Raw genomic sequence first — 12,995 nt, forward strand, 5'->3', positions numbered from 1 at the left:
CGTCCGATGCGGCCGATCAACTTTTGCTTAACGGAGAAGCCGGGGCCGAATCCGGATTGCCTGCGATGGCTTCGGCGACTATCAGTGGTGCCATGACCCTGATCGATCTCGCCAATCCCTCCCGATTTCTCGCGCTTGCCGGCCGGATTCTGCCGTGGCTCGTGGCCGTGACCGTGCTCGTACTGGCGATCGGCCTGTACCAGTCCGCGACCGCGCCCGACGACTACCAGCAGGGCGCGACCGTAAAGATCATGTTCATCCACGTTCCGAATGCGTGGCTGTCGATGTTCGTGTGGGGCGTGATGAGCATTGCTGCGCTGGGCACGCTGGTGTGGCGGCATCCGCTGGCCGACGTCGCGGCCAAGACCGCCGTCCCGATCGGCGCGGCGTTCACATTCCTCGCACTGTTGACGGGATCGCTGTGGGGCCGCCCGATGTGGGGCACCTACTGGGAGTGGGATGCGCGACTGACCTCGGTGCTGATCCTGTTTTTGATGTATCTCGGCCTGATGGCGCTGTGGCGCGCAGTCGAGGATCCGTCGCGCGCCGCGCGCGCCGCCGCGGTGCTGACGCTGGTCGGCTCGATCAACATTCCGATCATCAAGTTCTCGGTGGACTGGTGGAACACGCTGCATCAGCCGGCCTCGGTGATCCGCATGGGAGGCTCGACGCTCGACCGCGCCTTCCTGATTCCCCTGCTGGTGATGGCAATCGGATTCACGCTGCTGTTCCTGACCCTGCATATCGCGGCGATGCGGAATGAAATCCTGCGCCGTCGCGTCCGCACCCTGCAGATGCTGCAAGCCAGCAAGTCGGCGGCGTGACGATCATGACGCTCGGTCCCTACGCCTCCTTCATCGTCATGTCCTATGTCGCGGTCGCAGCCGTGGTCGTGGCGCTCGTTATCTGGGTGATCGTCGATTACCGCCGTCAGAAAGCGCGCCTGCGCGACCTTGAGGCCGCCGGCGCCGTCAGGCGGTCGGGACGCAGCGCGGCGGAGATCAAATGACCGATCCCGCAATTCCCGCCGCCGCACCGAAACGACGCTGGCTGATGGCGCTGCCGCTGGTGGTCTTTGCCGCGCTGGCGCTGCTGTTCTGGTTCCGGCTCGGCGACACCGACATTTCGCGAATCCCCTCGGCGCTGATCGGCCACGCCGCGCCCAGAACCACGCTGCCTCCGCTGTCCGGCCTCGTCGCGGACGGCAAGCCGGTACCAGGCCTCGACCCCGCATCGTTGGAGGGCAAGGTCAGTCTGGTCAACGTCTGGGCGTCCTGGTGCGTCCCCTGCCACGGCGAGGCGCCGCTTCTGACCGCACTTGCCAAGGACCGGCGGCTGCAATTCGTCGGCATCAACTACAAGGACGCGCCGGACAACGCCCGTCGATTCCTCGGCCGCTACGGCAACCCGTTCGACATCGTCGGCGTCGACGACAACGGCCGCGCCTCGATCGAGTGGGGCGTCTACGGCGTGCCCGAGACCTTCGTGGTCGGTCGCGACGGCACCATCGCCTACAAGCTGGTCGGGGCGATCACGCCCGAGAACATCGATGCGGTGCTGAAGCCGGAAATCGACAAGGCGCTGAAGGCGGGATCTTGACATCTGCTGTCGCCCCTGCAGACGCAGGGACCCATACGCCGTGTCGTCTCGCGTCGGCAGCGTAGCCTGGTTTGCTTGAACACGCACACAAGGGTTATGGGTTCCGGCTTTCGCCGGGACGACGCAAACCGGCATCCATCCTCGGGTCAAGCCCGAGGACATGCTTCGCTCGAAAACGCTCCAATATAACGCAGCGTCGGTCTGACTGGCCGTCGGACTAAAGCAAAAGCGGGATAAACCTCGATCCAGGGGTGACAAGGCAGCGATATTTCCTGAGAATCGGTCAATCGGGAGAGCGTTGGACGGGGTTGTTGGCGGTGGCTGGCGCGAGAAGACTTCTGGCCGGTTTTGCAATTGCTTGCGGCATGGTGCTGGCCTCCTCCCATGCAAATGCGGGATGGTGGTCGCGTACGCCGGCCGACTTCGAGGAATGCGCTGCGAGTGTGGAAAAAAATGCGACGTCCGCGGAGGACAAGGGCCAGCGGCTTACGGCGTGCGAGGCCAAATTTGCCGGCCGGCGCAACCCCGGTGGCGGCTACACCTATTACGACTTCATGCAGAACCGGCATTTCGACATCGCGGGGCCGAACCCGACGGCGGAAGAGCAGAAGCACATCGATGAGCAGTATGCCGCTTATCTCAAGGACCAACGGCGCGGCATCATTGCAGCGGCGTTTTTTCGGAAGCAGCAGGAGGTCGAGCAGGCCAGGGCGACGGTCAAGCCCAACGCCGGCTCCAGCAATGTCAGGCTGACGACAACGCCGAAAACGGCCGAAAAGCATGTAGCTGTACTGCCGCGCCCGCGCCCGAAGATTGCGCCTCATTGTGAGGAGGCGTTTTTCTCGACTTGCAGTTGGTCGCGAATTTCAACCGGCGTGCGCGACCTCAAAAAGGCTCTGTTCGGCTCATTCGTCCGCAAAGACGAGCGCAGCTAGAGACTTTTCGCTTCTGATGGAGCCGCACCCGTCAAATGAATCGTCGGCGATTAGCGGCCGTTGCGGCTTACCTGTCGCGGCTTACCTGTAATGTCCTCGCTCGCGGAAAGCGACGCGCGGATTGATGCCGCAATAGGCGTCGGTGCCTGATGCCGTGAGCATGCACTGCCGGTAGGTCGAGAACTGGCAGTTTCCCGGATAACCCCACTCCCTGCCTTGCAGGCAGTATCTGTAGTCATGAGCCGACGCCGGCGAAATCGGAGTGCTGATTGCCAGGATGGCTGCGGCTGACAGGGCCGCATAGATCAAATTGCGCATGATATTTCCTCCGGAAGGAGGAACGAATTGGTAGCCAAGGCGTTCCATCGCTCCGTCGGCCGCGGATATCGAACTGACCGCCTGCCGCGAGCACTGCCGGTCGGCAAGGCGGGCTGCGGCATTATTCGGCGCTGCTGACCAGCTTGATCTTCGGCGTCGCGGCCTCGATCAGGTCGTGATACGCATCGAGATAATCCAGCGCCATGCGCCGTGCCGTGAAACGCGCCTCGAATTCCTTGCGAACGATTGCGCGATCGAGCGACGCCAGCCGGTCGACGGCGGCGACGGCACTGTTTTCGTCCTCGACGATAAAACCGGTCCGGCCATCCTCGATGATTTCGGCAACCGAGCCGCGATTGTAGGCGATGACGGGCGTTCCGCACGCCATCGCCTCGATCATGACGAGGCCGAACGGTTCAGGCCAGGCGATCGGCACCAGCAGCCCGATAGCGCCGCTGAGGAAATCCGGCTTCTCGTGGTCGCTGATCTCGCCGATAAAGTCCACGAGGGGATGATCCATCATCGGGCGGACGACTTCATCGTAATAGTCCTGATCGGCGCGATCGACTTTTGCGGCGATCTTGAGCGGGATGCCGCATCGAAGGGCGATCCTGATCGCCCGGTCGACGCCTTTCTCCGGAGCGATGCGGCCGAGCACGGCGAGATAGCCCGGTGTGGTCGGCCGCGGCGTCAGCAGCTTTTCCGGGAGGCCATGATAAACGGTGCGGAGCCAGCGGGCCTGCGGCACCGGGCGGCGTTGCGCGTTCGAGATCGAAATCACCGGAATTGATGAAAATGCCGTGAATACCGGCTGATGCTCGGGAAGGTCGAGCCGCCCGTGAAGCGTCGTGAGAAAGGGCGTCGGCTGCCGCGAAAACAGCGAGAACGGATAGTAGTCGAGATGGAAGTGGAGGAAGTCAAATTCCTCGTCGTCGCATTTCCGGCGGACCCGTTCCAGCATCACCATGTGCAGGGCGTTCGGATCGCACACGGCGCCATCGAGCCGCAAGGCTTTCGGCCATGTCGCATCGAGCCGGGCCGAGGTGCGAGAATCGCCGCTGGCGAAAAGCGTCACGTCATGACCCAGCGCCACGAGTTCCTCTGTCAACCAGTGAACTACACGTTCAGTGCCGCCATACAGCTTCGGCGGAACAGCCTCCGTCAACGGAGCAACTTGCGCGATGCGCATCTAATCGCCTCCTGTCACATTTAAGTTGTCATGAATTTTAGAAAGCCCTCGATAGCGCCAGCATCGCTACTTCAAGGAACGTTTTTGTAACTGCGCAGTTCCCCACATCTACGAACTTCTTCACATTGTCGTCTTGCTGATGCCATCACATCCTTCCAGACAGGCTACGAAGTCTTTGCAACGAAGTTTCTGCGCATTGACGGCTTTTCTGAGGGTCTTGTGCGGCACTGCCGAACCGGATCCGAGGACGTAACGCTCCGATGAACTTTCAAAGCGCCTCGGTAGGAAATGCATGGACGATTTCTCGGGATACGGCGGCCGGCCCTTCGCATTCGTGATGCGCTATTGCCGCCAGCGATCGGCGTCGCATGTCGCGATTCTTTTTTGCGTCGTGGCGGCGGTGGCGTGTTCGGTGGGAACGCAATACGGAGTCAAATCCCTTGTTGATGCTCTCGCGGGCGGCCCTTCGCGCAGCGGCGGCGTATGGCTGGCATTCATCTTTCTCATGTCGCTGATTGCCGCCGATAACTTTCTGTGGCGGATCGCGGGCTGGGTCGCGAGCTTCACCTTCGTCGGCGTGACCGGCGACCTGCGCCGCGACATCTTCCGGCACCTGACCGGCCATGCGCCGAGTTACTTCGCCGAGCGGATGCCGGGGATGCTGACGAGCCGGATCACGGCGACATCGAACGCCGTGTATAGTGTCGAAAACATGCTGGTCTGGAATGTGCTGCCGCCCTGCATCGCGACAATGGCCGCGATCGCGCTGATTGGGACCGTCAGTCCGCCGATGGCGGCTGGGCTGACGGTCGTCGCCGGCATCATGGTCGTCGCGATGTTCAAAATGGCGGCGGCGGGCAAACCCTTGCATGAGGATTTCGCCGACAAGGCCGCGGCGGTCGATGGCGAGATGGTCGATGTCGTCAACAACATGCCGCTGGTCCGTGCTTTCTGCGGGATCGATCATGAACTGGACAGGTTCAATGCGACCGTGGGTCGTGAACTGAGCGCGCGTGGACGAAGTCTTCGTTATCTCGAGAAACTCAGGATCACCCATGCCGCCATCACCGTCGCGCTGACCGTTTCGCTGCTGGCATGGGCCATCACGCTCTGGCAGCGCGGCGGCGCCACCACCGGCGATGTCGTGCTGGTCTGCACGCTCGGCCTGTCGATCCTGCACGCGACCCGCGACCTGGCGGTCGCGCTTGTCGATATCACTCAGCATGTCGCGCGGCTGTCTGAGGCGGTCGCGACGCTGCTGGTCCCGCACGAATTGACCGATCACCCGGAAGCGGAGCCGTTGCGGAAAAACGGCGCGGCCATCGCGTTCAACAACGTTTCGTTTCGCTATCCCGGCGGTCGGCCGGTGTTCGAGCGTTTTAATCTTCGGCTTCAACCCGGGCAGCGCGTCGGTCTGGTTGGCGAGTCCGGCGGCGGCAAGTCGACTCTGTTCGTCCTGATGCAGCGGTTCTACGATCCCGAGCGCGGAAGCGTCACGATCGACGGCCAGGATGTTTCGCGGGTCACGCAACAGAGTCTGCGCGCCGCCATATCCGTGGTGCCCCAGGACATCTCCCTGTTTCATCGATCCATCCTCGAGAACATCCGCTACGGCCGTCCGACGGCGACCGACGACGAGGTGCTGCGCGCAGCGATCGCGGCGCGTTGCGATTTCGTCGAGGGCTTGTCGGATGGCCTTTCGACCATGGTCGGCGATCGCGGCGTCAAACTCTCCGGCGGCCAGCGTCAGCGCATCGCCATCGCGCGCGCGTTCCTCAAGGATGCGCCGATCTTGCTGCTTGACGAGGCGACCTCGGCGTTGGACAGTGAGTCCGAAGAAGCCATCCGCGAAGCGCTCGGCCGCCTGATGCGAGGCCGCACCGTGATCGCGATCGCGCACCGACTTGCGACCCTGCGTAATTTCGACCGCATGGTCGTGCTCAAGAACGGAAAGATCATCGAGGACGGTCAGCCCGGCCGCCTGATGCGCAAAGACGGACACTACCGGCAGCTTGTCGCCAAGGAGATGAGCCGCCTCGCGGTTCACGCGGCTTGAACGCCTCTCGGTTCACACGGCTAAAACGCCGTTTGACGTCGGGTGTCGGCCGGAGCCGTGCGATGGGGAATCCGGCAGGGGTCAGATGATGGCAATCAAGGCCACAGCTCAGATCACGACCACGCAGTTATCCGATGTTCTTGCGGCGGAATCGCCGTTCTACATTCCGATGACCGGGCCTTCTGCCCGCCCGCGCCGCACGTTGAAGCACGATGATACGTTCGTCGTGCTGGACAGCCATGGCGATATCGGAGCTTCCGCGGGAGGACCCGACGGGCTGTTCAATACCGACACGCGCTATCTTGCCCGGCTCGAGCTGGTTCTCAACGACATGCAACCGCTGCTGCTCGGATCCAATCTGCGCAACGATAATTCCGGCCTGACGGTCGATCTGACCAATCCGGATATCTACGACGGCGACAGGATCGTATTTCACAAGGATACCATCCATATCGTGCGCACGATCTTTCTCTGGCGCGGGACCGCGTATCAGCGGATCGGCATCCAGAACCACGGCGAGGGTACCGCGAGCTTCGATCTCTCCCTGCTGTTCGACAACGATTTCGCCGATCTGTTCGAGGTGCGCGGCGAGCGGCGCGCGCGCCGCGGCGTCGGCACCGGCGAACTGTCCGACCCCGCCACCGTCGCTCTCTCCTACATCGGTCTCGATGACATCATTCGGACCTCGCGCCTGCATTTCGATCCGCGGCCGACGCGCCTGACCGTCAACGGCGCGATCTATCACCTCGATCTGCCGCCGCAGCAGACCACCGCCATATTCCTCGCCGTGTCCTGCAACAAGCCGGCGACCGAGAAACCTGTTCCGTTCTATCGCGGATTGCTGGCGCATCGCCGCGAAATGCGGCGCGCCTGGTCCGGTGCGACCAACGTCGAAACCTCGAACAACATCTTCAACGAGGTGCTGTGCCAGTCGATGGCCGATCTGAATATCCTGATGACGCAGACGCCGCACGGCCGCTATCCCTATGCCGGCATCCCCTGGTACTCGACGACGTTCGGGCGGGACGGGCTGATAACGGCGTTGCAGATGTTGTGGATCGACCCCGGCATCGCCCGCGGCGTTCTGAGGAGGCTCGCAGCGTTTCAGGCGCAGGCCGTCGATCCCCTCGCGGACGCGGAGCCGGGAAAGATTCTTCACGAGATGCGCGGCGGAGAAATGGCCGCGCTACGCGAGGTGCCGTTCGCGCGATACTACGGCAGCGTCGATTCGACGCCGCTGTTTGTGCTGCTGGCGGGGCTTTACGTCGAACGCACGGGCGACGAGTCGATCCTCAAAGAGCTGTGGCCGGCGATCGAGGCGGCGCTGGGCTGGATCGACGGCCCCGGCGATCCGGACGGCGACGGCTTCGTCGAGTATCGGCGCGCGTCCGAACAGGGGCTCCCCAATCAGGGCTGGAAGGATTCGTTCGACGCCATCTTCCATGCCGACGGCGCGCTTGCGGAAGGCAATATCGCGCTCGCCGAGGTGCAGGGTTACGTCTTTGCCGCCAAGCGATCGGCGGCGCGGTGCGCGCGCGCGCTCGGTCTGACCGACCGCGCGAGGGAACTGGAGCGCGCGGCGGAACGCCTGGCGTCGCGGTTCGAGGAAGCATTCTGGCTGCCGGATCTGCGCACCTACGCGCTGGCGCTCGACGGAAAGAAACGGCCCTGCAAGGTACGGACATCGAACGCCGGACAGTTGCTGTTCACCGGTCTGGTTGGCGAGGAGCGGGCGCGGATGGTCGCCGCCGACCTGATGCGGCCGCCGCTCTTCACTGGATGGGGGATCCGCACCGTTGCCAGCGGCGAGGCGCGCTATAATCCGATGTCCTATCATAACGGTTCGATCTGGCCGCATGACAACGCGCTGATCGCGCTCGGGCTGGCGCGATACGGCCTCAAGCACTCTGTCGAGCATGTCTTCAAGGGCCTGTTCGATGCGGCCACCTACATGGATTTGCGGCGGCTGCCGGAACTGTTCTGCGGCTTCCGGCGCGAGCCGCGGCGCGGGCCGACGCTCTATCCCGTCGCCTGCTCGCCGCAGGCATGGGCGAGCGCGACACCGTTCACGCTGCTGGAAGCGGCGCTGGGTCTGGAGTTCGATGCCGCAAGAAGCGAGATCAGGCTGCGCAACCCGCGGCTTCCCGCATTCCTCAACGAGGTGATCCTGCGCGGGCTGCATCTTGGCGAATCCAGTGTCGATCTGCGACTGCGCCGTCACGATGAGGACGTGTCGCTCGAAGTGTTGCGAACGCGAGGCCACATTCAGGTGTCGATCGTGCTGACGCGCTAGAGCGGGATGAGGAAAAGTGTGTAGCGGTTTTCCGCCCGCATCCCGCTCTAAAATATTGGAATCGATCACGTTCATGATTTTGGATCGATTCGATCCGAAATCATCGTGATCGAGTGCCCCGATTCCGAAGTTCGCGTGGGCTTGCAGCAACCTTTGATGCGCTTGAGGAGCTTGCAGAGACAATGAAGCGAACGTCTAAACCACCACACTAGACGGCGCTCCGCGCGGCATGGCTCATTTGGCAGCGAGGATTCATGTTTCGACAAGGCTCGACCAATGCCGTTCTTTCGATGGCCGTCCTGGTTTTCGCCGCCACGCAGGTGATGGCCGACGACACGGCTCAGTCGCAGGCCGATCCCGCCCCCTCCAACCCGCCAGTGGCGGCAAAGCCCTCGGGCGGGACGACGGCGCCGCCGCCCTCGATCACCGTGATCAGTCCCGCCGATGCGCATGGCGTATTGGGACGCGACGTGCGGAGCATGAGCGGTCAGAACATGGGGCGGATCGTCGAGGTGATCGTGGACCGGGCGGGCGTGGTTCGCGCCGCCGTGATCGATTTCGGCGGCTTCCTTGGGGTCGGCAGCCGGAAGATCGCGGTCGACTGGAATGCGCTCCGCTTTGGCGGAGTGAAGGGCACCAACGACAGCATCAGCCTCGAACTGACGCAGGACCAGGTGAAGGCGGCGCCGGAATACAAGGAAGGCGCGCCTGTCGTGGTGCTGGGCGCGTCGGGAACCCTGCAGCCCCTCAATTTCGGTCCTTGATCAGAGAGGATATCCGATCTGCGCGACGGGCCCCGACGATCGTCCGATCCGGATAGCGCGCGCCAGCGGCGGCGGGCGAGCGCAGGGGATGTGAATCCGCCGCCGCCGGCCGCCGAGCAGGGCCGTTCTCCTTCGGCGCAAAGCCAGCGCGGCCTCGACTGGTTCATTTTCTTTCTTGCCGACGTGCAGACCGGGTTCGGTCCTTTCGTCGCGGTCTATCTCACCACGCAGAAGTGGACGCAATCCGAGATCGGCCTGATCCTGTCGATCGGCGGGGTCGTCGGCCTGATCGGTCAGATGCCGGGCGGCGCCGTTATCGATGCGGCCCGCTCGGAGCGTCTGGTCGCGGGGCTCGCCGTCGCCACGATCGGCGTCAGCGCGCTCGCCTACGCGGCCTGGCCGATCTTTCCGGTCATCGCGCTGGCCGCGATCCTGCACGCCGCGGCGAGTTGCGTGCTCGGGCCTGTGATCGCCGCCATCAGCCTCGGCCTTGTGGGACCGAGAGCGATCGGCGAGAGGCTCGGACGCAACGCGCGCTACGCATCCCTTGGCAATGGCGTGGCGGCGGGGGTGATGGGTGCCGTCGGATACCTGCTGTCGAGCCGTGCCGTGTTCGTGGTGAGTTTTGCGTTTGCGATCGCGACGCTGCTTTCGCTGGCGCGAATCCGCGACCGGGAAATCGATCCGGAGCACGCTCATGGGACGATTGCGTGCGCCAAGCCGGATCCCGATACGACCAGCATCGTCCATCTTCTGCATCAGCGGCCGCTGGTCATTTTTGCCTGTACGGTTTTCCTGCTCCAGTTCGCCAATGCGGCCATGCTGCCGTTGATGGCAGGCATCGTGACCGAACGTTCTAGCCAGGGGACGCCGGCGTTGATCGCACTCTGCATCATCGTCCCGCAGGCGATCGTCGCCTTGGTGTCGCCTTCGGTCGGCCGCAAGGCGCAGCTATGGGGACGCCGCCCGCTGCTCATGATCGCCTTCGCCGCGCTGGCGCTTCGGGGAGCCTTGTTCGCGACAATCCACGATCCGACGCTGCTGGTCGCCGTGCAGGTGCTGGACGGCATCACGGCCGCGGTCTTCGGCGTCATGACCCCGCTCATTGTCGCCGACGTCGCCTTCGGCTCCGGTCATTTCAACCTCGCGCAAGGCATCATTGGCACGGCCGTCGGAATAGGCGCGTCGCTCAGCACCGCGGTTGCCGGCTATGTGAGCGACCAGCTCGGACATGGCGTCGCGTTCATGGCCCTGGCCGCCGTCGCGTTAACGGGGTTGCTGGTGGTCTGGACCCTCATGCCGGAAACCCGCCTCGCGGAGGGACTGGAGCGAGGGTCGTAAGCTGAAAACCCGATCCCGCGACGGAGATGCTTTTCCAAAGCTGGCAAAGGGATACTTTTGGCAATAAGCCGTATGTCCCAGCCTTGTTTCCCTTGTTTACGGATAGCGCGGCGGCCGGCTTAATGGCTCCAGGGTTCTAAGCTGCGTTTCTCGAGCTCCTTGATCTGCGCTTCGTATTCTTCGGCAAGCTTAAGCAGGCGCTTTTCGGTAAACGGGTCCGTTCCCTTTGCGAGGCGGCGGCAGCGTTCAGCCTGTTGCTTGAGGAACTCGATATCCATGGTGCCATCGGATCTCATGAATTCCTGGGGTCCGGAGCCTTCAATGCTCGATTCATCCGCGGTGGCTGACTTGAAAGGCGTCAAAGGAAGGCGACTATCCACGACATCAAACGCGAATGCTTGCTAACACGCGCCGGGGCCTTGCGTTCTCGATTCTGCACAGGAGTTGCCGTGATTGAGGAACGGAAGCGCGTCCGGGTCATCTGTGTCTCGACAGATACCCAACCTGAGAGGCCGACGAAGCGCTGACTTGGCACGGCGATCACATGCTCTGCGAGACCGCGCCCTCGGGCCGGATCGTTGCGCCCACGGCAGGCGTACCCTGCGGAGCAGAGCCTTGAATCGGAAACGCCGCCGATGTTGTGTAATATCCGGGGTCCGGGGACCTCAGGGCCTGCAAACCGTTGCCGGGCGCGATACCAGATCATGGACGGTCATCGTCCTGCCGGCTCGCGGCGGATTTGTTTCAGCGAGGATTCATGGAAACGTTGCTGCTTCCCTTTTCGCCGCGCTTCATCGTCCTGACGATCTGCGCCGTGGTCACGGCGCTGCTGATCGGCCTCGGGGTCGCGGACCACGAAACCCTCACAGTGGTCGTCGTTCCGATCCTGATCTTCGGCGCGCTGACCGCGCTCGGTGTCCGCGACCTCCTGCAAAAGAGCCACGCCATCCTGCGCAACTATCCGATCTCGGCGCACATCCGGTTCCTGCTTGAGGAAATTCGCCCCGAAATGCGGCAGTATTTCTTTGAGAGCGAAAAGGACGGCATGCCGTTCAGCCGCGACACCCGTTCCGTAATCTACCAGCGCGCGAAAATGGTGCTCGACAAGCGTCCGTTCGGCACCCAGGAAAAGGTCTATGCCGAAGGCTACGAATGGATGCATCATTCGATGGCGCCGAAGCCCCATGCCGAGGAGACATTCCGCATTGCCATCGGCGGGCCGGATTGCAAGACGCCCTATTCGGCGTCGATCTTCAACATTTCCGCGATGAGCTTTGGCGCGCTTAGCCCCAATGCGGTGCGCGCGCTCAACGCCGGCGCCAAAATGGGTAACTTCGCCCATGACAGCGGCGAGGGCGGCGTCAGCCCCTATCACCGCGAGAATGGCGGCGACCTCATCTGGGAAATCGGCTCCGGCTATTTCGGCTGCCGTAACCGCGACGGCAGCTTCAATGCCCGCGAGTTCGCCCGCGTCGCGGCCGACGACCAGATCAAGATGGTCGAGCTCAAGATCAGCCAGGGGGCCAAGCCCGGTCATGGCGGTGTGTTGCCGGCCGCCAAGGTCTCGGAGGAAATTTCCAGGATTCGCGGCATCAGCATGGACGAGGACTGCATTTCGCCGTCCCATCACAAGGCGTTCTCGACGCCGGTCGGCATGATGACGTTCATTGCCGAGATGCGGCGGCTGTCGGGCGGCAAGCCGGCCGGGTTCAAGCTCTGCGTCGGGCACAAATGGGAGTTTCTCGCCATCTGCAAGGCGATGGTGCAAACCGGCATCTATCCGGATTTCATCGTCGTCGACGGCAATGAGGGCGGTACCGGCGCCGCGCCGCTGGAATTCATGGATCATCTCGGAATGCCGATGCGCGAGGGCGTCAATTTCGTCCACAATGCGCTGATCGGCATCGATGCACGCGACCGCATCAGGATCGGCGCGTCCGGCAAGATCGCGACCGCCTTCGACGTCGCGCGCGCCATGGCGCTCGGCGCCGACTGGTGCAATTCGGCGCGCGGCTTCATGTTCGCGCTCGGCTGCATCCAGTCGCTGAGCTGCCACACCGATCGCTGCCCGACCGGGATCACCACGCAGGATCCGACACGCAACCGCGCTTTGGTGGTGCCGCACAAGCTCGAGCGGGTCTACAACTATCACCAGGCCACGCTGCTGGCGCTGACCGAACTGATCGCGGCGGCGGGTCTGGAGCATCCGCGGGAACTGCGTCCGGTCCACTTCTCGCAGCGCGTGTCGAACACCGAGGTTGCGTCGTTCGACACGCTCTATCCGACGCTGCGGCCCGGCGAGTTGCTCGACGGCACCGCCGATCCGCGCTTCCGCGACGCCTGGGCGCAGGCGCAGGCGGGTTCGTTCGCGCCGGTGGGGTGAGCGATGCTTTGCCGCGACTGCGGCGTTATTGCCGGACTTAGCGCGTTTTCGAGCGAAGCATGTCCTCGGGCTAGACCCGAGGATGGATACCGGTTCGCGTGAAGAAACGCGTCAAAT

The 12,995-nt window shown here is 63.3% G+C and carries 12 protein-coding genes; 9 read left to right on the plus strand and 3 right to left on the minus strand.

Annotation, left to right across the window (positions count from 1 at the left end; all coding sequences use genetic code 11):
• Positions 1–92 precede the first annotated feature (92 nt).
• The 4 genes from NHAM_RS02145 (at position 93) to NHAM_RS02160 (ending at position 2,534) form a co-directional block, all read left to right on the plus strand.
• Complete coding sequence (locus NHAM_RS02145; RefSeq protein ID WP_011509006.1) at positions 93–824, plus strand: heme ABC transporter permease; 732 nt, start codon at positions 93–95, stop codon at positions 822–824.
• A gap of 5 nt (positions 825–829) precedes the next feature.
• Complete coding sequence (gene ccmD, locus NHAM_RS02150) at positions 830–1,009, plus strand: heme exporter protein CcmD (RefSeq protein WP_011509007.1); 180 nt, start codon at positions 830–832, stop codon at positions 1,007–1,009.
• Positions 1,006–1,599 carry a DsbE family thiol:disulfide interchange protein gene (locus NHAM_RS02155; RefSeq protein WP_011509008.1) on the plus strand — a complete coding sequence of 198 codons (594 nt, stop codon included), beginning with the start codon at positions 1,006–1,008 and terminating at the stop codon, positions 1,597–1,599. The genes ccmD and NHAM_RS02155 overlap by 4 nt, the downstream gene beginning before the upstream one ends.
• A 317-nt stretch (positions 1,600–1,916) precedes the next feature.
• Positions 1,917–2,534, plus strand: a complete 618-nt coding sequence (locus NHAM_RS02160; RefSeq protein WP_011509009.1) for a hypothetical protein — start codon at positions 1,917–1,919, stop codon at positions 2,532–2,534.
• An 81-nt stretch (positions 2,535–2,615) separates the two neighbouring features.
• Here NHAM_RS02160 and NHAM_RS02165 read toward each other — a convergent pair whose 3' ends face one another.
• A complete protein-coding gene (locus NHAM_RS02165) occupies positions 2,616–2,852 on the minus strand; it encodes a DUF3551 domain-containing protein (protein WP_011509010.1) in 237 nt (78 codons plus the stop codon).
• A 121-nt stretch (positions 2,853–2,973) separates the two neighbouring features.
• Positions 2,974–4,041, minus strand: coding sequence for a glycosyltransferase family 4 protein (locus NHAM_RS02170; RefSeq protein ID WP_011509011.1), 1,068 nt, complete (start codon positions 4,039–4,041; stop codon positions 2,974–2,976).
• Positions 4,042–4,333: 292 nt separating this feature from the next.
• Between NHAM_RS02170 and NHAM_RS02175 the strand changes: the two genes are divergently transcribed.
• The 4 genes from NHAM_RS02175 to NHAM_RS02190 all read left to right on the plus strand — a co-directional run bounded on the left by NHAM_RS02175 (position 4,334) and on the right by NHAM_RS02190 (position 10,495).
• Positions 4,334–6,097, plus strand: coding sequence for an ABC transporter ATP-binding protein (locus NHAM_RS02175; protein ID WP_011509012.1), 1,764 nt, complete (start codon positions 4,334–4,336; stop codon positions 6,095–6,097).
• Between the two features lie 88 nt (positions 6,098–6,185).
• Positions 6,186–8,390: an amylo-alpha-1,6-glucosidase gene (locus tag NHAM_RS02180; protein WP_041358622.1), complete on the plus strand. Its 2,205-nt coding sequence runs from the start codon at positions 6,186–6,188 to the stop codon at positions 8,388–8,390.
• A 254-nt stretch (positions 8,391–8,644) separates the two neighbouring features.
• On the plus strand, positions 8,645–9,154 hold the full coding sequence (locus tag NHAM_RS02185; protein WP_011509014.1) for a PRC-barrel domain-containing protein: 510 nt from the start codon (positions 8,645–8,647) through the stop codon (positions 9,152–9,154).
• A gap of 90 nt (positions 9,155–9,244) precedes the next feature.
• A complete protein-coding gene (locus tag NHAM_RS02190) occupies positions 9,245–10,495 on the plus strand; it encodes an MFS transporter (RefSeq protein ID WP_011509015.1) in 1,251 nt (416 codons plus the stop codon).
• A gap of 119 nt (positions 10,496–10,614) precedes the next feature.
• On the opposite strand, the gene NHAM_RS02195 is transcribed toward NHAM_RS02190, so the two are convergent.
• The gene (locus tag NHAM_RS02195) at positions 10,615–10,773 is read right to left on the minus strand and encodes a hypothetical protein (protein ID WP_198136983.1); all 159 of its coding nucleotides are present in this window, start codon (positions 10,771–10,773) and stop codon (positions 10,615–10,617) included.
• A gap of 479 nt (positions 10,774–11,252) precedes the next feature.
• Here NHAM_RS02195 and NHAM_RS02200 point away from each other — a divergent pair, with 479 nt between their 5' ends.
• Complete coding sequence (locus NHAM_RS02200) at positions 11,253–12,878, plus strand: FMN-binding glutamate synthase family protein (RefSeq protein ID WP_011509017.1); 1,626 nt, start codon at positions 11,253–11,255, stop codon at positions 12,876–12,878.
• Positions 12,879–12,995 lie beyond the last annotated feature (117 nt).

It is taken from the genome of Nitrobacter hamburgensis X14 (assembly GCF_000013885.1).
In the GTDB taxonomy this organism is placed as follows: domain Bacteria; phylum Pseudomonadota; class Alphaproteobacteria; order Rhizobiales; family Xanthobacteraceae; genus Nitrobacter; species Nitrobacter hamburgensis.

What these genes read in the sequence shown, in the direction of transcription:
- NHAM_RS02145 (WP_011509006.1), top strand. Translation starts at nt 93, where the DNA reads ATGACCCTGATCGATCTCGCCAATCCCTCCCGATTTCTCGCGCTTGCC.
- ccmD (WP_011509007.1), top strand. Translation starts at nt 830, where the DNA reads ATGACGCTCGGTCCCTACGCCTCCTTCATCGTCATGTCCTATGTCGCG.
- NHAM_RS02155 (WP_011509008.1), top strand. Translation starts at nt 1,006, where the DNA reads ATGACCGATCCCGCAATTCCCGCCGCCGCACCGAAACGACGCTGGCTG.
- NHAM_RS02165 (WP_011509010.1), bottom strand. Translation starts at nt 2,852, where the DNA reads ATGCGCAATTTGATCTATGCGGCCCTGTCAGCCGCAGCCATCCTGGCA.
- NHAM_RS02170 (WP_011509011.1), bottom strand. Translation starts at nt 4,041, where the DNA reads ATGCGCATCGCGCAAGTTGCTCCGTTGACGGAGGCTGTTCCGCCGAAG.
- NHAM_RS02175 (WP_011509012.1), top strand. Translation starts at nt 4,334, where the DNA reads ATGGACGATTTCTCGGGATACGGCGGCCGGCCCTTCGCATTCGTGATG.
- NHAM_RS02180 (WP_041358622.1), top strand. Translation starts at nt 6,186, where the DNA reads ATGGCAATCAAGGCCACAGCTCAGATCACGACCACGCAGTTATCCGAT.
- NHAM_RS02185 (WP_011509014.1), top strand. Translation starts at nt 8,645, where the DNA reads ATGTTTCGACAAGGCTCGACCAATGCCGTTCTTTCGATGGCCGTCCTG.
- NHAM_RS02195 (WP_198136983.1), bottom strand. Translation starts at nt 10,773, where the DNA reads ATGGATATCGAGTTCCTCAAGCAACAGGCTGAACGCTGCCGCCGCCTC.
- NHAM_RS02200 (WP_011509017.1), top strand. Translation starts at nt 11,253, where the DNA reads ATGGAAACGTTGCTGCTTCCCTTTTCGCCGCGCTTCATCGTCCTGACG.